24 protein-coding genes and 1 pseudogene are annotated in these 26,224 nt (G+C 36.3%); 14 read left to right on the forward strand and 11 right to left on the reverse strand.

The window, feature by feature from the left end; translation table 11 throughout:
- The first annotated feature begins 26 nt into the window (after nucleotides 1-26).
- The 3 genes from JL53_RS02885 to JL53_RS02895 are packed head-to-tail and all read left to right on the forward strand — an operon-like array spanning nucleotide 27 to nucleotide 3,660.
- A complete protein-coding gene (locus JL53_RS02885; RefSeq protein WP_003718639.1) occupies nucleotides 27-1,217 on the forward strand; it encodes a hypothetical protein in 1,191 nt (396 codons plus the stop codon).
- Between the two features lie 24 nt (nucleotides 1,218-1,241).
- Nucleotides 1,242-2,486 (forward strand): Zn-dependent hydrolase, encoded by a 1,245-nt coding sequence (locus JL53_RS02890; RefSeq protein WP_003718640.1) that lies wholly within the window; start codon nucleotides 1,242-1,244, stop codon nucleotides 2,484-2,486.
- A complete protein-coding gene (locus tag JL53_RS02895; RefSeq protein WP_038406711.1) occupies nucleotides 2,479-3,660 on the forward strand; it encodes a M20 family metallopeptidase in 1,182 nt (393 codons plus the stop codon). Before JL53_RS02890 ends, JL53_RS02895 begins: the two co-directional genes overlap by 8 nt.
- Before the next feature lie 47 nt (nucleotides 3,661-3,707).
- Here JL53_RS02895 and JL53_RS02900 read toward each other — a convergent pair whose 3' ends face one another.
- Nucleotides 3,708-4,724, reverse strand: coding sequence for a tagatose-bisphosphate aldolase (locus JL53_RS02900; RefSeq protein WP_038406712.1), 1,017 nt, complete (start codon nucleotides 4,722-4,724; stop codon nucleotides 3,708-3,710).
- A 232-nt stretch (nucleotides 4,725-4,956) separates the two neighbouring features.
- Here JL53_RS02900 and JL53_RS02905 point away from each other — a divergent pair, with 232 nt between their 5' ends.
- A complete protein-coding gene (locus JL53_RS02905) occupies nucleotides 4,957-6,123 on the forward strand; it encodes a serine hydrolase domain-containing protein (protein WP_038406713.1) in 1,167 nt (388 codons plus the stop codon).
- Nucleotides 6,124-6,162: 39 nt separating this feature from the next.
- Here JL53_RS02905 and JL53_RS02910 read toward each other — a convergent pair whose 3' ends face one another.
- The 7 genes from JL53_RS02910 to JL53_RS02940 all read right to left on the reverse strand — a co-directional run bounded on the left by JL53_RS02910 (nucleotide 6,163) and on the right by JL53_RS02940 (nucleotide 12,011).
- Complete coding sequence (locus JL53_RS02910) at nucleotides 6,163-7,083, reverse strand: ABC transporter substrate-binding protein (RefSeq protein WP_038406714.1); 921 nt, start codon at nucleotides 7,081-7,083, stop codon at nucleotides 6,163-6,165.
- Nucleotides 7,084-7,190: 107 nt separating this feature from the next.
- Nucleotides 7,191-7,541, reverse strand: coding sequence for a PTS glucitol/sorbitol transporter subunit IIA (locus tag JL53_RS02915; protein WP_003718646.1), 351 nt, complete (start codon nucleotides 7,539-7,541; stop codon nucleotides 7,191-7,193).
- A 19-nt stretch (nucleotides 7,542-7,560) separates the two neighbouring features.
- Complete coding sequence (gene srlE, locus JL53_RS02920) at nucleotides 7,561-8,547, reverse strand: PTS glucitol/sorbitol transporter subunit IIB (RefSeq protein WP_003718647.1); 987 nt, start codon at nucleotides 8,545-8,547, stop codon at nucleotides 7,561-7,563.
- Between the two features lie 21 nt (nucleotides 8,548-8,568).
- On the reverse strand, nucleotides 8,569-9,090 hold the full coding sequence (gene srlA / locus JL53_RS02925) for a PTS glucitol/sorbitol transporter subunit IIC (protein ID WP_003718648.1): 522 nt from the start codon (nucleotides 9,088-9,090) through the stop codon (nucleotides 8,569-8,571).
- Nucleotides 9,091-9,114: 24 nt separating this feature from the next.
- On the reverse strand, nucleotides 9,115-9,495 hold the full coding sequence (locus tag JL53_RS02930; protein ID WP_003718649.1) for a transcriptional regulator GutM: 381 nt from the start codon (nucleotides 9,493-9,495) through the stop codon (nucleotides 9,115-9,117).
- A 60-nt stretch (nucleotides 9,496-9,555) separates the two neighbouring features.
- The gene (locus JL53_RS02935; protein ID WP_003718650.1) at nucleotides 9,556-10,806 is read right to left on the reverse strand and encodes an NAD(P)H-dependent oxidoreductase; all 1,251 of its coding nucleotides are present in this window, start codon (nucleotides 10,804-10,806) and stop codon (nucleotides 9,556-9,558) included.
- Between the two features lie 257 nt (nucleotides 10,807-11,063).
- On the reverse strand, nucleotides 11,064-12,011 hold the full coding sequence (locus JL53_RS02940; protein WP_003718651.1) for a sugar-binding transcriptional regulator: 948 nt from the start codon (nucleotides 12,009-12,011) through the stop codon (nucleotides 11,064-11,066).
- A gap of 307 nt (nucleotides 12,012-12,318) precedes the next feature.
- Between JL53_RS02940 and JL53_RS02945 the strand changes: the two are divergent.
- Nucleotides 12,319-12,531: pseudogene (locus JL53_RS02945) on the forward strand (WxL domain-containing protein); the annotation flags it as partial.
- 126 nt (nucleotides 12,532-12,657) lie between these two features.
- On the opposite strand, the gene cbpA reads toward JL53_RS02945, so the two are convergent.
- Nucleotides 12,658-13,293, reverse strand: coding sequence for a cyclic di-AMP binding protein CbpA (gene cbpA, locus JL53_RS02950; protein ID WP_038406715.1), 636 nt, complete (start codon nucleotides 13,291-13,293; stop codon nucleotides 12,658-12,660).
- Between the two features lie 210 nt (nucleotides 13,294-13,503).
- On the opposite strand from cbpA, the gene JL53_RS02955 reads away from it, so the two are divergent.
- The 4 genes from JL53_RS02955 to JL53_RS02970 all read left to right on the forward strand — a co-directional run bounded on the left by JL53_RS02955 (nucleotide 13,504) and on the right by JL53_RS02970 (nucleotide 17,785).
- A complete protein-coding gene (locus JL53_RS02955; RefSeq protein ID WP_038406716.1) occupies nucleotides 13,504-14,685 on the forward strand; it encodes an iron-containing alcohol dehydrogenase in 1,182 nt (393 codons plus the stop codon).
- A gap of 78 nt (nucleotides 14,686-14,763) precedes the next feature.
- Nucleotides 14,764-16,251 (forward strand): peptide MFS transporter, encoded by a 1,488-nt coding sequence (locus JL53_RS02960; RefSeq protein ID WP_038406717.1) that lies wholly within the window; start codon nucleotides 14,764-14,766, stop codon nucleotides 16,249-16,251.
- 129 nt (nucleotides 16,252-16,380) lie between these two features.
- Nucleotides 16,381-17,100, forward strand: a complete 720-nt coding sequence (locus JL53_RS02965) for a histidine phosphatase family protein (protein WP_038406718.1) — start codon at nucleotides 16,381-16,383, stop codon at nucleotides 17,098-17,100.
- Nucleotides 17,090-17,785 (forward strand): histidine phosphatase family protein, encoded by a 696-nt coding sequence (locus JL53_RS02970; protein ID WP_003718658.1) that lies wholly within the window; start codon nucleotides 17,090-17,092, stop codon nucleotides 17,783-17,785. Before JL53_RS02965 ends, JL53_RS02970 begins: the two co-directional genes overlap by 11 nt.
- A 44-nt stretch (nucleotides 17,786-17,829) precedes the next feature.
- Here JL53_RS02970 and JL53_RS02975 read toward each other — a convergent pair whose 3' ends face one another.
- Nucleotides 17,830-18,870: a lactonase family protein gene (locus JL53_RS02975; protein ID WP_003718659.1), complete on the reverse strand. Its 1,041-nt coding sequence runs from the start codon at nucleotides 18,868-18,870 to the stop codon at nucleotides 17,830-17,832.
- Nucleotides 18,871-19,264: 394 nt separating this feature from the next.
- Between JL53_RS02975 and JL53_RS02980 the strand changes: the two genes are divergently transcribed.
- Complete coding sequence (locus JL53_RS02980) at nucleotides 19,265-20,170, forward strand: magnesium transporter CorA family protein (RefSeq protein WP_038406719.1); 906 nt, start codon at nucleotides 19,265-19,267, stop codon at nucleotides 20,168-20,170.
- Nucleotides 20,171-20,452: 282 nt separating this feature from the next.
- Here JL53_RS02980 and JL53_RS02985 read toward each other — a convergent pair whose 3' ends face one another.
- Nucleotides 20,453-21,343, reverse strand: a complete 891-nt coding sequence (locus JL53_RS02985; RefSeq protein WP_003718661.1) for an ArsR/SmtB family transcription factor — start codon at nucleotides 21,341-21,343, stop codon at nucleotides 20,453-20,455.
- 201 nt (nucleotides 21,344-21,544) lie between these two features.
- Between JL53_RS02985 and arfA the strand changes: the two genes are divergently transcribed.
- The 4 genes from arfA to JL53_RS03005 all read left to right on the forward strand — a co-directional run bounded on the left by arfA (nucleotide 21,545) and on the right by JL53_RS03005 (nucleotide 26,224).
- On the forward strand, nucleotides 21,545-23,044 hold the full coding sequence (gene arfA, locus JL53_RS15945; protein WP_269471703.1) for an arabinosylfuranosidase ArfA: 1,500 nt from the start codon (nucleotides 21,545-21,547) through the stop codon (nucleotides 23,042-23,044).
- Nucleotides 23,045-23,074: 30 nt separating this feature from the next.
- Nucleotides 23,075-24,349 (forward strand): ABC transporter substrate-binding protein, encoded by a 1,275-nt coding sequence (locus tag JL53_RS02995; protein ID WP_052010541.1) that lies wholly within the window; start codon nucleotides 23,075-23,077, stop codon nucleotides 24,347-24,349.
- 103 nt (nucleotides 24,350-24,452) lie between these two features.
- Nucleotides 24,453-25,349, forward strand: coding sequence for a carbohydrate ABC transporter permease (locus JL53_RS03000; RefSeq protein ID WP_038406722.1), 897 nt, complete (start codon nucleotides 24,453-24,455; stop codon nucleotides 25,347-25,349).
- Nucleotides 25,350-25,360: 11 nt separating this feature from the next.
- Nucleotides 25,361-26,224: a carbohydrate ABC transporter permease gene (locus JL53_RS03005; RefSeq protein ID WP_003718666.1), complete on the forward strand. Its 864-nt coding sequence runs from the start codon at nucleotides 25,361-25,363 to the stop codon at nucleotides 26,222-26,224.

Below are 26,224 nucleotides of genomic sequence, written 5' to 3' on the forward strand. Positions count from 1 at the left end.
TCAAAAAATTAAAAAGGGGTTTTTACATGTCACAGATGTTAGCTTTTGTCATCGTTGTACTTATTTTATTTATTGGGGATGTTGTTGCTACGCGAACGAAAGCATGGGTCCCTTCCGTTTTTGTATGTGGAATATTATTTTTATTCGGATATTGGACATTTTTCCCAAGTAATATCGTGGAAATTGCGGGTATACCACCGATTGTTGCAACACTTTTAATGTATTTACTAATTACGAACATGGGGACTTTGCTTTCTGTTCGCGAGCTAATGAATCAATGGAAAACCATTTTAATTGCGATTTCCGGGATTTTAGGAATTCTCGCTTTACTATTTACTATTGGAACACTACTTTTCGACTTTAAGACAGTTGTTGTAGTTGCGCCACCGCTTGTTGGTGGAGTTGTGTCATCTCTTATTATGTCAGAAGCGGCACAAGCAGCTGGACTCGTGAGCTTATCTGTACTAGCGATTCTGATCTATGTTATGCAAGGCTTTGCAGGCTACCCATTAACTTCTATCATGCTAAAAAAAGAAGGAACTCGGATGTTATCTAAATATCGTTCAGGAGAATGGAAGCCAACTAGTGAAGTAGCTCAAATAGAAGGTCATGATACATACGAAACACCACGCCTGTTCCGAAAAATTCCAGATAAATATAATACCAATTATTTTAAATTTTTACGACTTGGCATCGTTGGATTTTTAGCATATGGATGTTCGGTGTTGATTGATCCGATTTTAACTGTTAGCCCATTTGTTTTGTGTTTATTATTCGGTGTTATTGCAACATCTATCGGCTTTTTGGAACGCCAACCACTACAAAAAGCAAATGGTTTTGGTTTTGCAATTATGGGGCTAATGTTGTTCATTTTTGACGGGCTTAAAAATGCAACACCAGAAATGTTACTTGATTTATTATGGCCGATGTTTGGAACGATTGTTATTGGGATTATCGGAATGTATATTTTTTCCTTTATTGTCGGGAAAATTCTCGGTGTTAGTAAAGAACTTGCATTTGCAGTTTCGTTAACTGCTTTATATGGTTTTCCAGCCGATTATATTATTACCAATGAAGTAATCAATTCATTAACAACCGATCAAAAAGAACGAGATGCTTTGACTAGTCATATGTTACCGCCAATGCTTGTTGCCGGATTTGTCACTGTAACCATCGTTTCAGTTGTTTTAGCGGGCATTTTTGTAGGATTCCTGTAAAATGAGAAATGGGAGGAATGCCAGATGAAAACAAATTTAGAACGAATTAAGCAGCATTTAGAAAAATTAGATACATATACCGCGACGCCAGGAGAGGGTACGACGCGCCTTAGTTATAGTAAGGAAGATTTAGGTGCGCGTAATTATTTAAAAAGCGAAATGATCAAAGTAGGTCTGATGGTCACGGAAGATGCGATTGGAAATATTTACGGAAGACTTGAAGGTGTGAGATCAGACTTACCAGCAGTTATTGTTGGTTCACACTTTGATTCTGTCCCAAATGGCGGGGCTTTTGATGGACCGGCTGGAGTTATTACTGGATTGGAAGTAGCAACAGTCTTTTATGAGCAAAAGTATAAACCCTATTACCCACTTGAAATCATTGCAATGGTGGAAGAAGAAGGTTCACGTTTTGGTGCTGGGCTACTTGCTTCACGAACCATTACAGGAAAAGTAACGAAAGAAATGCTTAATGAGATGGAAGATAGCGATGGAATTAGCGCAGCAGAAGCGATGGCGAGCCTAGGTTTTGATGCAAACAAAGTAACGGATGCTATTCGCGAAAAAGAATCTATTAAAGCTTTTATCGAATTACACATCGAACAAGGACCTATTTTAGAGAATGCAGGTGAAGATGTCGCCATAGTTGATGCGATTGTTGGTTTGACCGAAATAAAAGTAACAATTAATGGTCAAGCAGGTCATGCTGGAACAACACCGATGAATAATCGGAAAGACGCTCTGACAGCGGCTGTCCACATTCTCACACAGCTTCCTGAACTCGCAGTCCAAGAAGGAAATGGGACTGTTTTAACGATTGGGAAATTAAATGTCTATCCAAATGGTGCTAACGTGATCCCGAATAAAGTTGTCTTCACTGTTGATGTTCGAGCAAAAGAGGAGAAACACGTCCAAAATACATTAGAAAAAGTGAAAATAGTTGTTAACAAAGCTCAAAAAAACAGCATTACTTGTGAGATAGAAGAAATGCTTTATGAAAAACCTACTCAATTATCCAAAGAAATCCACCAAGCCCTATCCGCGAGTGCTGAGAAATTAGATTTCAAATACCGAACAATGGTTAGTGGCGCTGGACATGATGCGATGATCTTTGCGAATTTGACTGAAGTGGGTCTTGTCTTTGTACCGAGTCATAATGGGATAAGCCATGCACCGGAAGAATGGACTGATTACGACAAACTCCAAAAAGGCATAGAAGTCGTGCTAGATACAGTTAAGAAATGGACGGAGGAAAACACAAATGAATGACAAAATAAAACAACATATTTTAAAAAAAGAAGATGAGATGATTGCATTTCGTCGTGATTTACATCAGCATCCAGAGCTACAGTGGCAGGAGTTCCGAACAACGGACCAAGTTGCCAGAGAACTCGACAATGTAGGAATTCCCTATCGACGAACCGAACCAACTGGATTAATTGCTGATTTAGTAGGTGGGAAACCTGGGAAAACGGTTGCATTAAGAGGGGACATGGATGCGCTTCCGGTTCAAGAATTAAACCTGTCACTTGCATATAAATCTACAGAAGATGGCAAAATGCATGCTTGTGGACACGATTCCCATACATCCATGTTATTAACCGCAGCTAAAGCCCTTAAAGAAGTTCAATCGGGGCTAAGAGGAACTGTTCGATTTATTTTTCAGCCTTCAGAAGAAAATGCAGAAGGCGCAAAAGAAATGGTTGCGCAAGGAGCGATGGAGGGCGTCGACCACGTGTTTGGAATTCATATCTGGTCCCAAACTCCAAGTGGGAAAGTTTCTTGTGTAGTTGGCTCGTCCTTCGCCTCAGCAGATATCATCCAAATTGATTTCACAGGTCAAGGTGGACATGGTGCAATGCCTCATGACACCATTGATGCGACGGTGATGGCTTCTTCTTTCGTAATGAATCTACAAGCAATCGTAGCCCGCGAAACTGACCCACTTGACCCAGTTGTAGTTACAATTGGTAAAATGGAAGTCGGCACAAGATTTAACGTCATCGCTGAAAATGCCCATTTAGAAGGCACTGTTCGTTGTTTCAATAACACGACTCGCGCCAAAGTAGCAAAATCAATCGAACACTATGCTAAGCAAACAGCAGCTATTTACGGGGGAACAGCAGAAATGATTTATACTGAAGGAACCCAACCAGTTATCAATGACGAAAAAAGCGCTTTGCTCGTTCAAAAAACAATTGTCGAATCTTTTGGAGAAGATGCGTTATACTTTGAAAAGCCAACAACTGGCGGCGAAGACTTTAGTTACTTTATGGATGAAGCGCCAGGAAGTTTTGCATTAATTGGATGTGGGAATCCAGAAAAAGAAACAGAATGGGCACATCACCACGGTCGTTTTAATATTGATGAAAGTGTCATGAAAAACGGAGCAGAACTTTATGCACAGTTCGCGAATAATTATTTGAACCAAGATGAGTTTTAAATTAAAAAGCTTCCACTAAATTTCTAGTGGAGGCTTTTTAATTACTACTATTGTTTCTCAACTACATGTATATCTTCAAACGAACCATATTTAGTCCACCAAGGAACGGCACCTTCATCAAGTAATGTATCAAGTGAAGTAATATTTTCTTTCCCTTGGGTACGAAGCCATTCACGAAGCGCATCGTCACCTTGTTTACCATAAACTTCAATTCCATCTGCCCAAGTTGCTCGGCCACAAAGTACACCGCTATATTGTACGTTATGTTGGTTAGCGAATTGAATTGTTTTATGGAACATTTCCGAAGTTACACCAGCACTTAGATAAATAAATGGAAGTGGGCTTAAATCAGAACACTCTTCGAAATGACGAGCTGCTTCGTCTTGCGTATAAGCTACTTCCCCTTCCGCAAAACCTTCCACATATTTAAAGTTAACTGGAACTTCAAGTTTAAGAACGTCTACCCCGTAACGCGGTTTAGCGAATTCTTTAATAGAAGCTTTAACTTTTGCTGGTTTTAATTTAGCATATTCAAGTGATCCTGAATCTGTTACTTTAGCATCATAAGTAATTGGCTCTAAGAAAAATGGAATATCAACAGCGCGACATTCGGCACCAATTCTTTCTAAAAAAGCATATTTAATTTCGTTGATTTCAGCTGGTTCGTCTGGATCATAATAAACAAGAATTTTCACTGCATCTCCGCCATTTTCTTTAATGCGAAGAGCGGATAAATCTTCAATTAAATCCGGTAGTTTACCAGGAGTAGTTGCGTCATAACCTGTTTTTTCATAAGAAGTTAATAGACCGCTACCTTCATGACGAGCTTTAATTGCTGGAGTACCATATTCTAAATCAAGCAAAATCGCAGACGCATATGGAGTAAGTTCTTCAGATACAAGTTGTTTGAAGTCTTCTACATCCTTCTTGTTTTCTGTGCCTTTTGCTTGGTGAATCATCTTCTTCAGTGAACCACGTTGGTCAATCGCAAGCGCTGCGATGACGCCTTTATCGTTGGAGAGTCTTTGTAAACCATCAAATTTACCTTTTGTTATTTGTACCATTTTTATCTAGTCTCCTTTATAGCAATTTTATTGTTGCTTTATCGAATTGTCCATCCATAGTATACCACTAAAAACTTTCTGCTAAACATAGGTACATTTTCACATTGCTTTATGAAAGAGAATAAATTACTATATACTTGGGGTGTTAGGCACTAGTGGGGATTTGGGATAATTCCCGCAAGGCATATATCTTTTGGGAAAATCATTGAATGATTAGACCAGGAGTGATGGAATGAATCGACGCGAAAGACATAGAAGGAAAAGAAGAAAAAACATACTAATCGTGTTGTGTACTGTGTTTATACTTTTTGTAACTACGAGTTGGATTGTAGTTGAGTTCAAAAGTAGGGACCAACAAGCAGTTTCTAAGGAAAAACCAGTACAAAAAAAGGAAACGCCTAAACCGTCAAAACCAGCTAAACCCAAGCCTGTCAAAGAAGAACCGACAGAAACAATTGTCAATAATCAGGAAATTGATGACTATTTACAACAAATCGGATTTAGTGGTTCGGTACTCGTTGTCCGTGATGGGAAAACCATTGTGCAAAAAGCTTACCTGGATGCTAATCGTGAAACAAATAAGCCGAATACGCCAGATACACTTTACTACATCGGTTCCTCGCAAAAAGCAATTATTGCAACAGCTATTTTACAATTAGAAGAACAAGGGAAAATAAGTACTGAAGATCCAATTTCTAAATATCTCCCCAATTTTCCGAATGGTAACAACATTTACATTAAAAATTTCTTGAATCATACATCTGGAATTGTTGGCCATACTGAAACGGGTGGTAAAATTACACCGAAAGAGCTAATTGAAGATATCGAAAATCAGGGGATAAAAGCACAGCCTGGGAAGTGGTACTATTTAGACTCCAACTACACTGTTTTGGCCTATTTGGTTGAGATACTTAGCGGAGAGCCATTGCAAAGTTATCTGGGAGAACACATATTTAAACCTGCTAGAATGGAACATACTGGATTTAACCAAAAAACGGTTGATGGGGGAAAGAATGAATCAATCGGTTACTATATAAAAAAAGATGGCACATATAAAACTCCATCGTTAATAGATTTATCGCAATTGTATGGCTGTGGAGATATATGTATGACAGCAAAAGATTTATACTTGTTTGACAAAGCATTAATGGGGGAAAAATTAATCTCTGAAAGAAGTTTGAAGAAAATGTTTACACCAGGAAGTAAATCTGGTTATGGAATGGGATTTTACGTTGACCCAGGAAGTTATAATAGTCACGGGGTTTTAAGTGGCTGGAATGTTTCCAATAGCATGAGTCATACAGGTCGAACGTATGTTGTTCTATTATCTAACATTCAAAATAATATTTCTTCCTTTGGCAAAGTGAATAATCATATTTACGAGTTACTAAATAAATAAAAGAAACCTCGATTCTGCTTTCAGAATCGAGGTTTTCTGTTATTTTCCTGTAATTTGTTTTACTGTATCTTCCACTTGATAAAGCTGAGCAGCAGCACTATAGTCACTCCATTTTGTATTATCTACTTTATACACTTGTTTTTTTTGTACGGCAGGAATATCTTTCCAAACACCTTTTAGCATTTCATTAATAGAATCGTCATTACCATCCGTAGGCATTAAGATGAATAAACGATCGGCATCTTTTGCGTACTCGGGAATTGCTTCATTAGAAATTGCTTTGGTTTCATGATTTGCTTTTGCTGCATCGGTTGGTGTAAAGCCAGCTCCTGAGAAAAGTCCGTCGAACACTTTTGCATCGTGAATATAGATTTCTTTTCCATAAAATTGAATCACAGCTGCTTTTTCATTTTCCACACCAGCATCTTTTAAAGTTGCTTTTGCTTCTTTGGACGCTGCTGCATAGTCTTTGTCCCATTTTTCTTTTTCAGGCTTTTTGTTTAAAAGGTTGGCCATATTGCTAAGTTGTTTGTCTGGAGTATCACCAAAATGCGTGATATATACGGGAGCAATTTTTTCTAGGTTTTCTAAAAGATCTTTTTGGTAATCACTAATAATAATTAAGTCTGGTTTTAAGTTGGCGACTTTTTCGATATTTGGTTTATCATTACCAACACTTTCTGTTCCTTTTGTAGCTTCTGGATATGTAGTGATGTAATAATCTAGTGTACCAACTGGTTTTACGCCTAAGATCTCCATTTCACTCACGTTTTGAAGTGCGACGATGTTTTTGGGTGTTGTTGGTGCCTCCACTTTACGGTCAAGTGCATCAGTTACTGTTTTTGTTGCGTCTTCCTTTTCTTTGCTTGAATCTTTATCTGAAGAACTGCCACAAGCGGTTAATACTACTGCTAAAAGTAAAGTCATGATGATAGCAGCCCATTTATGCTTTTGATACATTGTATTTCCTCCCTAATTGAAAATGATTTTCATTATCGTTATAAAAGTAATTATATCGAAAACAGGGAGGAATGACAAGGTGAAAATGAGCACAAATAGTTTTTATTTTAAAAATGGACAGTATCCCCGACTGCAAGTGTTGGAAAAATTTCTGGGGAGACAACGATTGCACCTGGTAACACTTCATTTTCGCCAGAGCGGAAGTAGATGGAGATATGCCCGAGTTCTTCTAAGTTTTTGTTTGCTTCTGTACCAACTTCTTCTATTATATATTCTTGCTGTCCAATAGTTAATTTGTTTCCTTTTTGAATAGCGTTATTTGGTAACTCTTCCAATTCATGAATAACAGAGATTTCACGTAGCTCATTCGTGGCTGTTGGGCCGAATAATATCACAATTTTTTCTTCTTCAAAAGCGGGAACAAGTGGGCCGATTTCGATTATTTTACTTTTCGTCATAGAGAACTCCTCCTCAAAATTAATACATTCCAATACTGAATACCCATGCAATAACAACTGCGAGCACACCAGTAATCATTCGACTATAGAGAATAGCTGGGACACCAAATTGGACTGTTTTTGGTTTCGCTTCTGCAAGAGATAGACCAACTGGAATAAAATCACAGCCAGCTTGTGCATTGATTGCGAATAATGCCGGAAGCGCGTAAGTAACTGGAATAGCGCCAATCGCGATTTGAGATCCAATTAATACACCAATTACCTGGGCAATAACAGCTCCTGGTCCGAGAATAGGCGAAAGGAAAGGCAAGCTACAAATAAAGGCGATAAGTAACATTCCCCAAATAGATCCAGCAAGCGGAGAAAGCGTATTGGCAATCAATTTTCCGATTCCTGTATAATTAATAATACCAATAATCATACTAATGAAAGCCATAAAAGGGATGATATTTTTGATCAGCATGTCGACAGAATCGCGACCAGCTTGATAAAAAATTCCCATTGCTTTACCAATACCTCGAGAAAATTTGACTAGATAGCCTTCTTTTAATTCGCTTGCTTCCTGCTGATCTTCTTTGATTTTTGCGTAGTCTTCTTTAAACTTTTCTCGGTCAAAAGGTTTTCCGGGATTGTTGTCAGTAATTGTTACTTCAATATTTTCTGGTTTAACACCGGAAACGAAAATATCTTCAGTGATATGTTTGGCAAGTGGGCCTGATGGAGATGATGGAAGAACATCCACCGTTGGAATACGTTTCATTGGATAGACACCGATTCGTGCAGTTCCGCCACAATCAATTACAACACACATCATTTCTTCTTCGGGAATGGAATTTTTAAAACCATCCACTGCTTCTGCGCCAGACAATTCTGCTATTTTTTTAGCAACTGGGTGAATGCCGCCACCAGTGATAGAAACTACTTTTGTTCTTGGTTCGCTAGGGGCTAAATCGAACCCGGTCCCCCAACCACCTTGGCCTTTGTTTACATGAATGGATTGATACATTTTATTTGCCTCCTATCTATCTCAGACTTTTTCTTTTCGCATGAGAAATTTCGTAATGGTTTCAGTAATAACACCACGCATTAAGATAACAACGATACCAGCTAAAAAGTAACGTACAGCAAGGCTTGACATACTATAACCGGCTTCAACAACCCCATTAGCGATACCTAAGTAAACAAATAGTTCGCCAGCATTGGCATAAGGAAAAAGTCCTGTTACTGGGTGTAAAAACGAAACTACAGAGTCATAAAAGGCAGGTTTTTGATGTTCCTTTACAAAACGACCAAACGTATAAGCCATTGGATTGGTTAACATCAAAACAGATAAAACTGGCATAAGCGTATAACGCAAAATCATATTTTTAGCAGAAAATTGGATTGCTCGGTTGACTCGCTCTTCCCCGATAAAAGCAATAATCGAGTAAGTAAAGGTTAAAAGGACAATTAAAAGAGGGACAATTCCCGTCATAAAACTTATAAACTGTTTACCACCGGCTTCGAAAAGACCGATAAAGTTCGTTCCAAACCATTCGATATAATCCATTCGGAAACACTCCTTTTCGATTTATTAAAGCGCTTTCAAACAACTGTTAACTGTTTTGATAACTGCTTTTTCTTGGATAGAATTTTTTTGTTTATTTGTTAATTCAGTGAGAATTTCAGATAATTCTTTTTGCTGATAGTCGGTAAAGGTTTTGAATTTTGCAAAAACCGTTTTTCCAGTTAAAATCTGACATTCATGAACAACTTGTTTTTCATTTACAACCAGTATTGCAACGGCACTTGAGCGGAATTTCAAGCGTTCCATTTCGGAATAAAGGTGAAAGCCGATTTTTCCAGCATATTTTGTCGCGACTTTATTCATATGGTGTTGATAATACCGCACTTGGAAAAAAGCTAAGAATGTCTGAGCGATAAAAATAAGGGAAGCAATTAGAACGATATTCATCTATTTTCCTCCTTATAATTGGCGGGAAAAGTAGGAAATAACCATTCCCGCCATGTTAAATTAATTACTAAAAGTTTCATCTTGTAGTTTTCTAAGTTTCCAAACGGTAGTAGACTCATCAAGTGTGACATCTTCGTCTGTAATGAAAGTACCAGCTTTAATATTTCGACGGGCTATAACCTCGCCACTAATTAAGCCGATTGGAATATGCCCATTTGTTGCCATATCAACATGTGTTTCTAAGACGCCACGAACACAGAAACCACCGATTCCATCAAGTTTTTCACCTGCTTGAATATCTTTTTTCGCGACAGCAACGGTTTCTGAAACTGGCGCGCCTTTTGGTACAATAGCATGATCATGATTAAGAACAGCTTTGGCAATTGTGAGTGGTGTTTCAAGACTTGCTAAGTGATAAGGACGGTAAAGGATGTGATGATCGCGTTCACCTTTTTTCATTAAATAGCTTAACTCATGACTAACTCCTTCATTTTGTCCTTTAACAATAACGAAAACTCCTGGTGCTAAACCGTCGACATATTCAACAACACCAAACTTATTTAAAATTCCACCTTGTTCTTTTAAGTCTAAATCTTTAATAATAGAATCAACATCACCAGAGATACCGTGCATTCCAACTACATCAGGAACATAACCAATCGCATTGGAAAGTAGATTCATTTCAGCCATTGTTTTAGTACCATCTTGGAAAGCAGCTAACATATGAGAAGCCATATTTTTTCCATCTGCTTCGGCTTGGCAACTATCTGGATTAGCATTGATTTTTAATTTATTGTTTTTTCCTTTTCCGGCAACAAGCACTTCCATCCCCATGGATTTGGAAAATTCGTAAAGTTCAGTTATTGCGGCAGGCTCATCGCCATCTGAACCGGTATAAACTAAACCAGCACTATCATATAATTTTTTCATCAATGGTCCGATTGTAATATCAATTTCAACATTAAGTAATACGAGTTGTTTTTTAGCAAGTAAGGTTTCTAGGGAAATTTTTGCTCCGACTTCTGGGACACCTGTAGCATCGACAATCACTTCTACCAGATCAGAATGAATAATTTCTTTAAAGTTATTTGATAATAGAATTTTTTCTTTTTTTATAGCAGTAGCATTGTAAGCATCAGCAGCTTTTTTTGCAGCTTCCACATGAATATCACTAATACCAACTACACTCATTCCTGGAATAGCAGCGATTTGTGAAATCATCCCGAATCCCATTTGACCGGCACCGATAACTCCGACACGAATAGGATTATTTTCTTGTTCACGAGCAAGTAACTGTCTGTATAAAGTCATTTCAAGTTCCTCCTAGTAATCGTTTTCATTTATTAAAATAAAATTCCGGATAAAGCTGTTTTATTCTAATTAATGATAATTTGACATTTGTCACCCATAGTGACAAATGTCGTATTTCACAAATTAAATATAACATTTAAACATTTTTCCGTCAATGAAATATTGTACATTTTTATTTTTAAATAAATAAAAAAAGCTCAAACTGATTGGGACAGAGAGCTTTTTACCAGCTTAACTTTTTTGGATTAACAGATTAATTAATCTTTGTTTTGAAGAATGTATTCAGCCATTCTATCAGTTATCACAATCACATCTATTAATCCAGCAGTGAGTGCGGTTTCGAGGGCGTCTTTTTTATGTAGTCCATTTGCAAGTGCAACAACAGTAGGGATATTTTTTAATTCTTCCAAGCTTAAGCCGATTACGTGCGTATTAATTTTTGTTTTAGCTTCTTTGCCGTTTGCTGTGTAGAAACGAGAATTAATGTCGCCAATGACATCTTTGTAACGTAATTCTTCTATAATTTCTGGGGTAATATAGCCAATTTCTTCCATTGTGCTGTGGTTATAAGGGCTAGAAATCCCAACTATCGCCATATCTACTTTTTTTCCTTCTTCCAAGACTTCATTAATATATTTATTTTTGGATAAATCGTTTTTCATTTCGGTATCTTCTACAAGTGCGGGTGCATAAAGATACTTAGAATGGCACTGCATTTTCTTTTTTAAGTCATAACAGATTTGGTTGGAGTGAAGATCAATATCACTGGATCCCATTCCGCCAATAAGGGGAATAATTGATAAATTTTTATGAGGGATATATGGAAATTCATTGGCAAATTTGCGAATCGTTTTCCCCCAAGAAATCCCAAGAGTATTAACTTTAGCAATACGTTTACTGAGCGTATAAGCGGCTTCTTTGGCTAGAAAATTCAATGCCTCATCTTCGGACATATCATGTGTTGCGACTACAATTGCTTCTTCTAGTCCAAATTTTTCTTCTAATTTTTGTTCTAAGTCAACTGTGTAATAAGTTTCATCCTTAATAAAGATCTCCACAATCCCTAAATCTTTGGCACGTTGTAGTGTTTTGGAGATGATGGATCTAGATATCCCGACTTTTTTTGCAATTTGTGCTTGGGTCCAACCGTAATGGTAATACCAGGTAGCGATTTTCACCATATCTCTTTTTTCTTCCCATTTCATCTTTGTTACCTCCATTCTACATCATAACGGAACAAAAGTTATATGCAGTCACAAATGTTTTATGCTAATAGTATCATATAAAACGGTTTATGCAAAGTTGATGAGGGGAGATTATTATATGAAATAACAAAATTTAATCTACTTGTTGGAGAGCTTATTTCCTGGAAAGTCTTTTATTTGTGGACAAAGTAGTATTCATTATTCTCTCCAGAAGGGATTCCAGACATAAAGTTGGGTATACCGAAATCAATGAAGCAATATCTATTGTCCAAGTATGAGCAGAAGGTGATAAAGTACTATTTTAGTAATCATGCCTGCACATGATAATCAAACAGCGACACCAACAAACTTTGGTGGTGATGAAGGAATGGGAACTTGGTCTGATAGCTTTGGTTCTGCCGAAGTATCCGCAACAGAAACTTCTAAACCAGAAGTAACTATTCCGCAAAATGTAGTTGTCGCTGATGGAACTTACGAAAGTACTTTACCTTGGACTTTAAGTGACAAACCAGCAATTTAAATTGGGTTAAACAGAAAAATTTATATTGAAAAAATCTATTATATATAGTTGAACTAACAATATATATATGCATAAAAAAACAGCTTGAAACTAGAGAATAATCTCTTGCTTTCAAGCTGTTTTTTATTATTTTTGAATTTTTTCTGTTTCGACGACTCGCAAACCTTTACGTTCTAAGTGTGCCACAATCTCATTTTTCTTATCTTCTGTTACACCAGTTGGTAAGGATACAAGCACGCGGCGAATGAAGTCTTCGGATTGATTGTCGAGTGTGATAAGGCTGGCAATACTTGAATAACGGTCGATGATTTTGGTGATTTTTGTTAAGGCACCTTTTACTTCACCAGTTGCAATCGTAAGTACATAACTTGTTGTTTTTACATTCCAACCATCTTGGAGTAGTCCAAGTAATTTTCCATGCGTTAAAATACCATAAAAATGACCTTGCTCATTTAAAACAGTGATATACGGTAACTCTTTAATAGTAAAGAATACTTCAAAGAAAGAAGCATTCACACAAATATGTTTCGAGGCATTTTTGATTAAGCTCATTACTGGATCGCTTAAGCTACCACCATTTGCAGCATGTTTGTAAATGTGCATTTTATAAATATTACCTAAGAATTTTTCGCCTTTTTTGTCTAATACAGGAACACAGCGATAACCAGATTCTTCCAATAAATTGATAGCCTCTTGTAATGTAGCGTCTCCAGGTACCGTTGTTAAATTTATTTTAGGGATACAAAGGTTTTTTATCAACATGTTATTCACTCCATTCTTCTTCCCTTTTATTCTAACGTAAAGTAGGTCTTTTGTATAGAAAATCACTATGGGTTGTTGCGATAATTCGAAAAAAACGTGATTAATTACTTATATCCGCCTTAACTTTTGGTTAAAGGTTTAAATTTTCCAAAAAAAGTGTATTATTAACTATGCTATGTAAATCTTTAATAGGAAGAAGGAAGTAGAAAAATGGGACAAGAAATGTTGAATTTCGATTATTATAACCCTACGCATATTATTTTTGGTAAAAATCGTTTGGAAGAATTAAATCAGGTTATTCCTGCAGATAAAAAAGTTCTACTATTATATGGTGGTGGAAGTGTTAAAAAATTTGGTACGCTAGATAAAGTGAAAGCAGTTCTGAAAAACAGAGAAATCGGTGAATTTGGCGGAATTGAAGCGAATCCTACATACGAAACTTTAATAAAAGCAATTAAACTTGTGAAAGAAGAAAACTATGATTTCTTGCTTGCTGTTGGTGGTGGTTCTGTTATTGATGGTACAAAATTTGTTGCTGCAGGAGCTTTGTTTGACGGGGATCCAATCCATATTTTTGGTAGTGGAATTGGAGAAAACCGTCCTATTACAGAAGCGCTTCCATTTGGGACAGTTTTAACTTTACCAGCAACGGGTTCTGAAATGAATAGCGGTGGCGTGGTAACTTTTGTTGAAAAGAAAGCTAAACTTGGATTCGGAAGTCCATTTACTTATCCAGTGTTTTCTTTACTTGACCCAGAACTTACATATACACTACCTACGCGCCAACTTGCGAATGGAATTATGGATGCGTATGTGCATGTTATGGAACAGTATATGACTTATCCAGTGGGGGCTTTACTTCAAGATCGTTATGCAGAAAGCTTGTTACAAACATTGATTGAAATTGGACCAGATGTAATCGACGAAAATAATCACGACTATAATACTCGCGCGACTTTTATGTGGTCGGCTACAAACGCATTAAATGGTACACTATCTCGAGGTGTTCCGCAAGATTGGGCGAGCCATGGTTTGGGTCATGAAATTACCGCGCTTTACGGAATTGACCACGCTCGAACATTAGCCATTGTACTTCCATCACTTTTAAATGTACGTCGAAATGAAAAACGAGAAAAATTAGTGCAATATGCTGAACGAGTATGGGGCATAACTAACGGTGATGAGGATGCAAAAATAGATGCAGCAATTGCTAAAACACGTGAGTTCTTTGAAAGTCTAGGTGCGGGGACTAGATTTAACGATTATGGTCTCGGCGAAGAAGTAGTGGAACAACTTGTGAATCAATTAGAACGACATGGTTTAACAAGTATTTCAGAACGTGGCGATCAAACTCTAGAAGTATCTCGTCAAATATACACAAATGCATTATAATAGTTAATGAACTTTTCGTAAACACCAAAAAAATGGTAGCTTATTTAATATGAGAAGAAAGGAAAGAGGTGATTTTTCTTGAGTACAGATAGTCCTGCAAAGGAAAAAACATTTTTTGGGCATCCGCGTGGACTCGCAACCTTATTCAATACTGAATTTTGGGAGCGATTTTCCTACTATGGGATGCGCGCAATACTTATTTATTATATGTATGATACCGTTGCGAATGGCGGACTCGGTTTCAGCCAAGCAACAGCAACAGCCATTATGTCTATTTACGGTTCACTTGTCTTCATGTCAGGAGTTATCGGTGGTTGGTTTGCTGACCGCGTTTTAGGACCTAGACAGACAATCTTTTATGGTGGCGTACTCATCATGTTCGGTCACATCGTACTAGCACTACCAAATGGTGGAGCAACAGCCTTATTTATCTCGATGGCATTTATTATTCTTGGAACTGGGCTACTTAAACCTAATGTTTCTAATGTGGTCGGGGATTTATATCCTGCTGAGGACAATCGCCGTGATGCTGGTTTCAGTATTTTCTACATGGGAATTAATTTAGGTGCATTCATTGCTCCTTTCATCGTTTCAGCTGTTTCGGATAAAGCAAATAGTTTTCATGCAGGTTTTAGTGTAGCAGCAGTTGGTATGGCGGTAGCACTAATTGTTTATGTGCTAACGGGTAAACGATATTTAAAAGAAGCAGGCCAAAAAGTTCCAAATCCGCTTCAAAAATCAGAAACCAAAAGCCTGATTGTTAAGATTATCGGAATTGTTTTGGGGATTGGCTTACTGATTGCTATTTTAACATTGATTACAGGTAGTTTAACCATCAACACAATTATTCTTGCTGTAACCGTAATGGGGGTAGGCGTTCCACTAGCTTACTTCATTATGATGATGACAAGTAAGAAAACAGAACCAGATGAAAAATCCAGATTAACTGCTTACATACCATTATTTTTAATCGCCGTGTTATTTTGGATGATAGAAGAACAAGGATCTAGCACATTAGCGATATTTGCTGCTGAGAGAACAGATTTATCAATTGGTAGTTTTAATTTAAATCCTGCTAATTTCCAGTCACTTAATCCAGTATTTGTTATCATTCTATCCCCAATATTTGCTTGGATTTGGACTCGACTTGGGGACAGACAACCATCTACTCCGCGCAAATTTGCTTTAGGATTATTCTTCGCCGGATTGTCTTTTGTTATCATGATGCTTCCAGGGATTTTGCACGGAAATACAACAACACTTGTAAGCCCACTTTGGTTAGTGCTTAGTTTCTTCATTTGTATTTTTGGGGAAATGTTTATTTCACCGGTTGGATTATCAGCAACGACGAAATTAGCACCAAAAGCATTCGCATCTCAAACAATGAGTTTATGGTTTTTATCAGACTCGATGGGACAAGCTTTCAACGCACAAGCAACACAATTCTTTAGTGCCGATACAGAAGTGGCGTATTTCGGAATTACTGGATTTGTTGCAATTGCCTTTGCGATTGCACTATTCATCTTAGCACCATTCTTGAAAAAGTATATGAAGGGTGTTCATTAAGACGTTTAGAAGTACTTTCTCTTTTATTAGAGGAAGTGCTTTTTTTATATGGAAAATAAATTAGTTTGCCATTAACAGCTAGTATTGCTAATATTAAAAGGAGAAGTGCTAATTTAAAGGAGTGTATACATGGAATCATCAGACAAGGTAGTTATTTATTTGACGCGACATGGTAAGACGATTTTAAACACACTTGATAGGGTACAGGGCTGGGCAGATTCACCACTTACAGAAGAAGGAGCACTTGTGGCGCATGATTTAGGTCGTGGGTTAAAAGGAACAAATTTTGTAGCCGCATACGCAAGTGACCGGGGGCGCGCAATCGAAACAGCGCGGATAGTTATGAAAGAAAGCGATAATCATCATTTGAATTTAGCAAAATTACCAGAAATGCGCGAATTTGGTTTTGGCAAGTTTGAGGGAGAATATAATCAAACGGTGCTACAAATGGTGGCAAATGAGCATGGTTTTGATTCCATTGAAAGCTATTATGATAAGACGAGTGAAAATAATTCCAATATTGTTATTGACACGGTCCACCAATTAGATGAAACGGGTATGACAGAGAATTCTACTATTTTTGAAGCAAGGTTAACAGCTGGACTAGAAAAAATTCTTGTAGATGCAACAAAACTTGGTAGTGGGGATGTACTAGTAGTAGCCCATGGTATGGTTATTCACCGGATTATCGAAATGATCGATCCAAGTCAAAATATACGCATTATCGAAAATGCTAGTGTGACCAAAGTTATCTTTGAAAATGGTGCATATTCTATTGAAGAGCCTGGGAATATGTTTTATGTAGAAGCTGGTAAACAAGCGCAAGGGGGGAGTTTAAGTGACCGCTAGAAAATTAAATGTCTATTTAGTGAGACATGGGAAGACGATGTTTAATACTAGTCGTCGTGTGCAAGGTTGGTCGGATACACCGTTAACAAATGAAGGAATCGAAGTGGCACAATTTTTGGGTCGTGGACTTCGTGAAATTCCTTTTGAAGCGATTTATACAAGTGACCGAGGACGTACAATTGAAACGGCTGAAATTGTTTTAAGTGAAAGCAATCAAACGCATTTAGAAATCAATGAAGTACCCGGTTTTCGTGAATTTGGGTTTGGAAAATTTGAAGGTGAACTAGAGGATGTTATGTTTGGTAAAGTGATGGAGCATCTAGGATTTGAAACATTAGAAGAAGCTTTTGATAGTTTTGGCGATGATGGTTACCGGATTGTTTGTGAAACAGTGGAAAAAATGGATGAAACAGGTATGTCAGAAACTTATGATGCGATGGAGCTTCGATTGAAAGCGGCTTTGCAAAAAGTTTGCACAGAAACGAAAGTAGCTGATGCCAATGTCTTAGTCATTTCACATGGTATGGCGATAAATGCGATGGTTTCCTTCTTTAATCCGGAATTAGTCGACCCAGAACTTGCCAATGCGAGTGTAACGAAGCTTGTATTTGAAAATGGAGAATGGGCAATTGAAGTAGTAAACGATCTAAGCTATGTAGAAGCTGGAAAAACAATTTTAGTATGAGAAAAGGCAGAAGAACCTGAAAAAAGTTCTTCTGCCTTTTTAAGTTATTTTACAAATTTGATACAAACTGGTTCTGGAACTTTTACATCTTTTTGGAGTAATGTAAGGGCTCCAGATTCTTTATTAACGCTGAAAACAGTTACGTTGTTGCTGTTTTCGTTTGTTGCGACTAGAATTTCACCAGTATAGTTAAGGTCGAAGTCACGAGGTCCTACTCCTTCTACAGGTGTTGTTGTTGCAAGCGTTAACGTGCCATCTTCGGCAACAGCAAAGCCTACAATAGCATCTTGGCCACGGTTAGAGACATATAAGAAACGGCCGTCTGGAGAAATATGGATAGCACTGCCTTTATTCTCTTTGTCAAAGTCAGCTGGAAGAGATTCAATTGTTTGGATAACTTTGAGTTCGCCAGTTGCTTTGTCATATTCAGCAAAGATAACTTCTGAAGTTAATTCTGTCATGATATAAACAAATTTATTATTTGGATGGAACACGAGGTTGCGTGGGCCGCTTCCTGGTTTTACATCTAATTCAGTTACTTTTTCTAATTTACCAGCAATAGCAGAATAAGTAGTTACTTTATCTGTACCAAGATCACATGTAATTACATAATTTTGGTCTGGTGTGAATCCAGCAAAGTGAGCATGAGGCTTTTCTTGGCGTTCATGGATACTTTTACCAACATGTTGAATCGTTGAAACAGAAGGCTTTAATTCGCCATTTTCAGTTGGGTAGCTAACGATTGTTCCTAAATGATAGTTAGCGGATACAACAATTGAACCATCACGAGACGCATCAACGTAACAAGGTGGGTTCCCAGTTGCTAAATCTTGATTGATGAAAGCAAGTGAACCATCAGATTCAATGGAAAAAGCTGCAATTCCGCCTTTATCGCCATCTTTCGCTACAGAGTAAACAAATTTTTCATCATCTGAAATTTTAAGATATGTTGGGTTGTCCATCTTTCCTGCTAGAGTGTTTTCTTTGATTTCACCAGTTGTTTTGTCGATTACAAGGCGGTAAATTCCTTGACTTTCGACTTTGGTATATGTACCAATATAAGCTGTTGCTTCATTATTTGACATGCCTACTCCTCCTATAAAAGATATTTCCTACTTAATTATAGCATAGTGATGAACCGATATAAAAATATCACGTTTATTGCAATAATGTTACTCAAACTATGTAAAATCTCATTTTAGATATGTAATGAAATATTTTTGTAACAAAAGACTTGACTAAGAAATAAAAGTCATGTAAGATGTAATTATCCCATAGAGATTGTTGTTTGAAATAATTTAATTAAAGATAAATCACTTCCCCCGTAGAAATGTTTTTAATTATTTTATGACAAATAAACACTCCTTAAAAGATAATTGTAGCACAGAATTTCCCAGGTTCTGTGCTATAATTATGTATAGAATAATGAGAAGAGAGCTTATTTCTAAATAGCTTTTTTTTATGCGAGAGGATGATTACATGCTTTTTCAGACACACTTTGGAAATAAGCAGTATAGCTGGGTTAACATTGATATGGACGAAACCAATAAACCGGAAGAGTCTTATGCGAATTATGGAGTGGATGAGGAAGTCATTGCGTACTCTCTGGATAGAAATGAAAGAGCTCATTTTGAATACGATCAAAAAACAAATACTTTTGTGTTGGTTTTTAATGTTCCTGATCAAAGAAAAATAGATAATCATCATGAGACAATACCAATGGTGTTTATTATTAAAGGCTCGCAAATAGTAACACTTACTAATAAAAACAATCAATATATTAGTGAAAAAATGAAAAGACATTTAAAAGATAATACGAATAAGACATTGTATCAATTTTTATTTAGTAGTTTATATATTATTATGGATTCTTTTTTTCCTTATGTAGAAGAAATGGATGTGGAAAGAAAGACAATCAATGATAAGCTGAAAATTAAAACGACTAAAAAGAATTTACTTTCTTTATCGGATTTGGAGACGGGGATTGTTTACTTTGTATCTGCCTCCAAACAAAATGCAGCATTACTTGAACAAATGAAAGCGCACATGGTGTATCGTGGTTTAAATGAAGTGGAAAAAGAACAGTTTGAAGATGCTTTAATCGAAGCTAGACAATTGGTGGAAATGACAGATTTAAGCTCACAGATTTTGCAACAGTTATCTGGAACCTATAATAATATCTTGAACAATAATTTAAATGATACGATGAAAATACTTACAGCGTTGTCGATTTTGTTGACGGTACCGACAATTATTACTGGATTCTTCGGTATGAACATGCCACTTCCACTTGAACATAATACATTTGGATGGGTAGTGACGATTTTTATTAGTGTTATTTTGTGGTTTGGACTTTCCTATGTTTTGCGGAGATTGATGAAATAACGATGAAAAGGAAGAAAACGTTTCTCAAGAATACTTTCTATTAGTTCATCTATGGTAAAAGTAATATTATTTTTTCCTGACTGAAAGCTAAAATCTAGAGGAAGAATGACTTGATTTGAGGTATAATTTTTAAACATAAGAACACTTTGCTAGTTTATTGATTTAATTACTTTTTTCAGCAAAGGTGTTCTTATTTTTGCGCAAAAATAAGTCCAGATGCCAATCTATTTGATTGGTATCTGGATTTTTTTAAAGCTCTTTTTCCTTCGTTTCAAAATGAATTTAACTATAAAAAAATTTCAGCTTAATATCTTGATCATAATTTCCAAATCCGCGACCAAAAAGTGTACAACCACCAGCATTTTTGGCATCATCTTTTACTTCAATACGTAAATGCCAAGTATCTTCATTGTTTGGAATATCGGCAATAGTAATATCGGATAAAGCGACACCATCCATATTCGTTAAATGTTTTGTAATACGGATTGTTTTAAGTAAACCATATTGATTCAAATTATCTGGATACCAATCCGGTGTATATTTTCCTCGTATGTCTGCAAAATCTCCTGGACTCGTCCATGTACCTAATGTTACACCATTTAAAGTAAAAGTAATATCTGAAGGCCAATTATCATTGGCAAAAGGAAATTCAGATGAAATTTCCATTGAAATTTCCAGCATTTCTAATTTTTCATTTTTAGAAAGAAAATTAGGCGTTTGATATTCCACAAATCCCTTTGTAAACCAAAGGATACGGGCATCCATTCGACGAGTATCTATAAAGTATTTTGGTTCATCTACTTCGCCAATAAATTCATTCATCGTTGCTAAACCACAAGTGGGTTCTACTGAATAATTGGTGTAATGACCAACTGGAATAAACGTTTCTTTGGAGTCGAAAGCATTGAATATTTTTTCGGGAAAATTGATGTCGATTTTATCTACACGTAAACTAGAAATTTTCTTTTGACCTACTTTTTCTGTTTTTATAATATTTGCATCTTCCAATTTTTTAATATGCATCGTGATGATTGCGCTACTAAGTCCTAAAGCATTGGCTAATTCTTTGACGCTCATTTTATTTCTTGAAAGCAACTGAATAATCTTGATTCTCACCTTACTGGCTAACGATTCGTACACAGGTAAAGCTTCTTCATTGACTTCTAATTGCATGTGTTTCACCTCACTGTTTTTTATGTCCCTTATCTATATATCTTAGCATTTATGTTAATTATATCAAAAAAAATTCTATATGTCAAAATATAGTTAATATAAATGTTTACGTTATATTTGTTGATAAAATATTATTTAATATAATTATTATTGACAACGCTTTCAAATTGAATTATTATTTATATAAATATTAAAGGAGGGTTGGTTTTGAAAGCAAAATTGTCGGTGAATACGCATTTTACAATTTCTGAGGTGGATGAGAGGATTTATGGTTCTTTTGTGGAGCATATGGGTCGTGCAGTCTATGAAGGGATTTATCAACCGGAGCACTCAAACGCAGATGAACAAGGATTTAGAAAAGATGTCTTAGCATTGGTAAAAGAGTTAAATGTCCCACTTATTCGTTATCCAGGTGGGAATTTCTTATCAGGCTATAACTGGGAAGATGGTATTGGACCAGTTGAAAAGCGACCAAAGCGTTTGGATTTAGCTTGGCGAACAACTGAGACGAATGAAATTGGCTTACATGAATTTTATGAATGGTCAAAAAAAGCAAATGCACAAATCAATATGGCTGTTAACTTAGGTACTCGAGGTATTGATGCTGCAAGAAATCTAGTGGAATATTGTAATTATGAAGGAGACAGTTATTGGAGTAATTTAAGAAAAACCAATGGATTAGAAACACCGTTAAACATCAAGACCTGGTGTTTAGGCAATGAAATGGACGGCCCTTGGCAAATTGGACATAAGACAGCAGAAGAATACGGAAGGCTAGCCGCAGAGACAGCCAAAGCCATGAAATTAGTAGATGAGACTATTGAATTGGTAGTTTGTGGCAGCTCTCATAGTCATATGCCGACGTTTGGCGACTGGGAATTAACCGTTTTGGAACATGCTTATGACTCGATTGATTACCTTTCATTGCACCAATATTATGGAAACCAAGAAGATGATCTTGAAAACTATTTAGCACGTTCATTAGATATGGATGCTTTTATAACAGGTGTTATAGCTATCTGTGATGCAGTAAAAGCGAAAAAACATAGTAGCAAACAAATCAATCTTTCTTTTGATGAATGGAATATTTGGTATCACAGTAACGAACATGACGAAACAGTTGAGCCGTGGCAAATCGCTCCTTCGTTATTGGAAGATCAGTATAATTTTGAAGATGCGTTACTTTTAGGTTGTTTACTCATTACGTTATTAAAGCATAGTGATCGTGTTAAAATCGCTTGTTTGGCACAATTGGTGAATGTGATCGCGCCTATTATGACGAATTCTGAAGGTCAAGCATGGAAGCAGACTATTTTTTATCCATTTATGCAAGTGTCAAATAATGGTCGTGGAAAGGTGTTGCAACCGCGGATTGAATCAGAAACCTATCAAACAAAAGATTTTGCAAAAGTTCCTTATCTTGAATCAATTGCAGTCTTAAATGAATCAAAAAATGAAGTAGTAATTTTTGCTGTTAATCGAGGGAAAGAAATTTTAGATTTTGAAATCACTTTCGATAATATAATGATTAATTCAGTAGAGGAATTTTCGCAATTAAGTGGCTTTGACATTAAGGAAATCAATAGAGAAGGACAAGAAATTGTTCAACCAACGGAATCAGCAGCTTATGAAATCGTCGCTGATGACATTCATTGTCAACTACAACCATTGTCTTGGAATATGATTCGTTGCAAATGGTAATAAAAACAAAAAATGAAGGAGGATTTCTCAATGAAATTCAAAAAATTTTTACTTGGTTCAATGGTCGTTTTAGCAACATGTCTTTTGGTAGCATGCGGTAGTGGGAAAAGTGCTTCTAAGGAAGATGCAGGAGATGGAGTGACTCTTACTTTTTGGAATGGATTTACCGCTTCAGATGGAGAAATTTTACAAAAGATTGTCGATGAATTTAACAAAACTAACGACAAAAATATCAAAGTGGAAATGGATGTAATGACGTGGGCTAATTTAAACGAAAAATTGCCACCAGCCATTTCATCAAATACAGCGCCAGACTTTTTTGCCTTGAATTATGTTGATTATGCGCAATATGTTGAAAATGGAGCGGTTCAACCGTTAGATGATTTTTGGAAATATGATGGCGTCGACAAATCAGATTTTACCAAAACTGCTATAGACCTTGGCATTGTTAACAAAGAGCAATATTTTATCCCGATGCAAGTGCAAGGTATGTATATGTATTGGAACAAAGATTTATTTAAAAAAGCAGGTATAGATGCAACGAAACCCCCGAAAACATGGGATCAGCTAACAGAAATGGCACCTAAATTAGCAGACAAAGGAAGTAATGTTTCTGGATTTGTTTTTAACAAAGACGGCAATGCTCCACTATATAACTGGATGTTAGCAAACGGAGGAAAATTAGTGAATGATGATTACACAAAATCAGAATTTGCTTCTCCTGAAAATTTAGCCACATTAAAAGCTATTCAAAAAATGATTTACGAAGAAAAAGCAGGTCCGGAATCTATTTCAGGAGCGGAAATGGATAATTTAATGAATGCAGGCCAATTAGCGTTGGAATTGAATGGTCCTTGGTTGAATAATGGTTTGAAAGCCAATGAAATTAATTATGGTGTAACGACCTTACCACAAGCAACTGAAAATGGTGAAAAAACCGCTATTCTAGATGGTGTAGGCTATGCCATTCCAGCAAGCACAAGTAGTGACAAAAAAGAAGCGATTTATGAATTCCTGAAATATTGGAATACAACAGAAGTAGGGGAAAAATGGAGCATCGAAAATGGATTTCCAGCTTATTTGAATTCTGTAGCGAATGACGATGAAGTGAAAAATAATGAAATCGTTTCCGAATTATCGAAGCAAATGGACTATGCAGAGCCTTTCTTACCTGGATTTACTAAAATCTCTGCTATTAATAATGATATCATCAATCCGCTAATTGAAAAATTATTGGCTGGCGATGATCCGGAAAAACTAATGAACGATGCTGATAAAGCCATCAATCAATTGTTAAGTCAATAAATGCCAGTCATTGGCTAACAAAAAAATTACGGCAGGTGATTGTGACAGAAATCCCTTTAGTCACAATCACCATTTCAAAATCTTTTAAAGAGAGGTGTATCGATTGAAAACATTTGCCAGATACTGGAATAAACCGAATCATGCTGCATATTTATTTTTAGCTCCATCTTTTTTGATTTTGTTACTGTTTACGGTGGTTCCGTTATTAGGAACGTTTGCCATTAGTTTTACTGATTTAAATATTTTCTTTACCAATAAGAATTTCGTCGGTTTTGATAATTTCAGTCGAATCTTCAGTGATAGTCGTGCAATTAATTCACTGTTCCACACGTTGTATTTTACCTTATTAGAAGTGCCATTGCAGATTATAGTTGGCTTACTAGCAGCAGTGGTTCTTGCAAAAAATACAAAGTTTAATCGTTTTTGTCGCTCGACTTTTTATATTCCAGTTATTTGTTCCCTGACATCCATTGCAATTATTTTCTCGATGTTATTGGATCCTAATATAGGTGCGATTCCATACTTATTTACGCAAATAGGGTTGCCAACTCCTCAGTTTTTTAGAGATCCAACTCTAGCAATGCCAACGGTTGCAGTGATGACGGTTTGGAAAAATTTTGGGGTCACTATGACGATTTTATTAACGGCTATTCAAGGGATTTCTCCTTCATTATATGAATCAGCAGAAATGGATGGCGCAACGAACCGTCAACAATTTTTCAATATTACTTTGCCGCAAATTGTTCCATCGCTTGGTTTTTGTATTTTGACTAATTTAATTGGTTCGATGCAAGTCTTTGACCAAGTGTATGTAGCGACAGGAGGGGGTCCACAATTTAAAACAGAAACAGCCGTCCAATATATTTATAGTCGTGGGTTTACCGCGCCATATGAACTTGGCTATGCTTCGTCATTATCTTCCATTCTGTTTATCATTGTGGCAGTTATTGCTATTTCTACCAATATATATATGTCCAATAAAGAAAAACAAATGAAATAGGAGGGAAAACAATGGTCACTGAACAAACGATTTTAATCGCTGAAAATAAACGAAAAAAATTTAGTCGAAAAAAGATTTTCACAACTATTGGTATGGTGCTAGTATTATTTATCATTGCTTTTCCTTTTCTATGGTTATTACTTTCATCATTTAAATTTGAAAAGGACATTATTTCATTTCCGCCAAAGATTTTTGCGGATAATTATACGTTCGATAATTATATTAAGGTTTGGTCTACCATTCCGTTGCTAGATTACATCAAAAATACCATCATTTTTGCTGGAGGAACAGTTATCACTTCTGTTTTCTTTGATTCTTTGGCAGGTTATGCGTTTGCACGAATGAACTTTAAAGGAAAATCGGTCTTGTTCTACTTTGTTTTATTAACCATGATGATTCCATTTCAAGTATTTATGATTCCGTTATTTCTTGAAGTGAACTTGTTAGGCTTATTGGATACATATTCTGGATTAATTATTCCAAGAATGACTACCGCTTTTGGAATTTTCATGATGCGTTCATTTTTCATTACATTGCCATCATCATTAGAAGAAGCTGCTCGAATTGATGGTTTAAACGAATTTAGGATTTTTTGGAAAATTATGTTGCCATTAAGTAAACCAACAGTCTTGTCTTTAGCTATTTTTACATTAATGAATAGTTGGAATGATTTATTGTATCCGTTGATTTTAACGAGCAGCTCAGAAATGCGGACATTGCCAGCTGGATTAGCATTATTCACAGGTCAAAATATTTCCTTTTACGGACCGGTGATGGCAGGAACAGTTATTTCTATGTTGCCGTTATTAATTGTGTATATGTTTGCTCAAAAATACTTTGTACAAGGAACGGCAATGACTGGAATGAAAGAGTAG

The sequence above is a fragment of the Listeria ivanovii subsp. londoniensis genome (assembly GCF_000763495.1).
GTDB classification, from domain to species: Bacteria; Bacillota; Bacilli; order Lactobacillales; family Listeriaceae; genus Listeria; species Listeria londoniensis.

What these genes read in the sequence shown, in the direction of transcription:
- JL53_RS02940 (WP_003718651.1), bottom strand. Translation starts at nt 12,011, where the DNA reads ATGAAATGGGAAGAAAAAAGAGATATGGTGAAAATCGCTACCTGGTAT.
- JL53_RS02905 (WP_038406713.1), top strand. Translation starts at nt 4,957, where the DNA reads ATGAATCGACGCGAAAGACATAGAAGGAAAAGAAGAAAAAACATACTA.
- JL53_RS02995 (WP_052010541.1), top strand. Translation starts at nt 23,075, where the DNA reads ATGAAATTCAAAAAATTTTTACTTGGTTCAATGGTCGTTTTAGCAACA.
- JL53_RS02900 (WP_038406712.1), bottom strand. Translation starts at nt 4,724, where the DNA reads ATGGTACAAATAACAAAAGGTAAATTTGATGGTTTACAAAGACTCTCC.
- JL53_RS02980 (WP_038406719.1), top strand. Translation starts at nt 19,265, where the DNA reads ATGCTTTTTCAGACACACTTTGGAAATAAGCAGTATAGCTGGGTTAAC.
- JL53_RS02955 (WP_038406716.1), top strand. Translation starts at nt 13,504, where the DNA reads ATGGGACAAGAAATGTTGAATTTCGATTATTATAACCCTACGCATATT.
- JL53_RS02915 (WP_003718646.1), bottom strand. Translation starts at nt 7,541, where the DNA reads ATGACGAAAAGTAAAATAATCGAAATCGGCCCACTTGTTCCCGCTTTT.
- JL53_RS02975 (WP_003718659.1), bottom strand. Translation starts at nt 18,870, where the DNA reads ATGTCAAATAATGAAGCAACAGCTTATATTGGTACATATACCAAAGTC.
- srlA (WP_003718648.1), bottom strand. Translation starts at nt 9,090, where the DNA reads ATGGATTATATCGAATGGTTTGGAACGAACTTTATCGGTCTTTTCGAA.
- JL53_RS02895 (WP_038406711.1), top strand. Translation starts at nt 2,479, where the DNA reads ATGAATGACAAAATAAAACAACATATTTTAAAAAAAGAAGATGAGATG.
- JL53_RS02965 (WP_038406718.1), top strand. Translation starts at nt 16,381, where the DNA reads ATGGAATCATCAGACAAGGTAGTTATTTATTTGACGCGACATGGTAAG.
- cbpA (WP_038406715.1), bottom strand. Translation starts at nt 13,293, where the DNA reads ATGTTGATAAAAAACCTTTGTATCCCTAAAATAAATTTAACAACGGTA.
- JL53_RS02890 (WP_003718640.1), top strand. Translation starts at nt 1,242, where the DNA reads ATGAAAACAAATTTAGAACGAATTAAGCAGCATTTAGAAAAATTAGAT.
- JL53_RS02885 (WP_003718639.1), top strand. Translation starts at nt 27, where the DNA reads ATGTCACAGATGTTAGCTTTTGTCATCGTTGTACTTATTTTATTTATT.
- JL53_RS03005 (WP_003718666.1), top strand. Translation starts at nt 25,361, where the DNA reads ATGGTCACTGAACAAACGATTTTAATCGCTGAAAATAAACGAAAAAAA.
- JL53_RS02985 (WP_003718661.1), bottom strand. Translation starts at nt 21,343, where the DNA reads ATGCAATTAGAAGTCAATGAAGAAGCTTTACCTGTGTACGAATCGTTA.
- JL53_RS02935 (WP_003718650.1), bottom strand. Translation starts at nt 10,806, where the DNA reads ATGACTTTATACAGACAGTTACTTGCTCGTGAACAAGAAAATAATCCT.
- JL53_RS02930 (WP_003718649.1), bottom strand. Translation starts at nt 9,495, where the DNA reads ATGAATATCGTTCTAATTGCTTCCCTTATTTTTATCGCTCAGACATTC.
- srlE (WP_003718647.1), bottom strand. Translation starts at nt 8,547, where the DNA reads ATGTATCAATCCATTCATGTAAACAAAGGCCAAGGTGGTTGGGGGACC.
- JL53_RS02910 (WP_038406714.1), bottom strand. Translation starts at nt 7,083, where the DNA reads ATGTATCAAAAGCATAAATGGGCTGCTATCATCATGACTTTACTTTTA.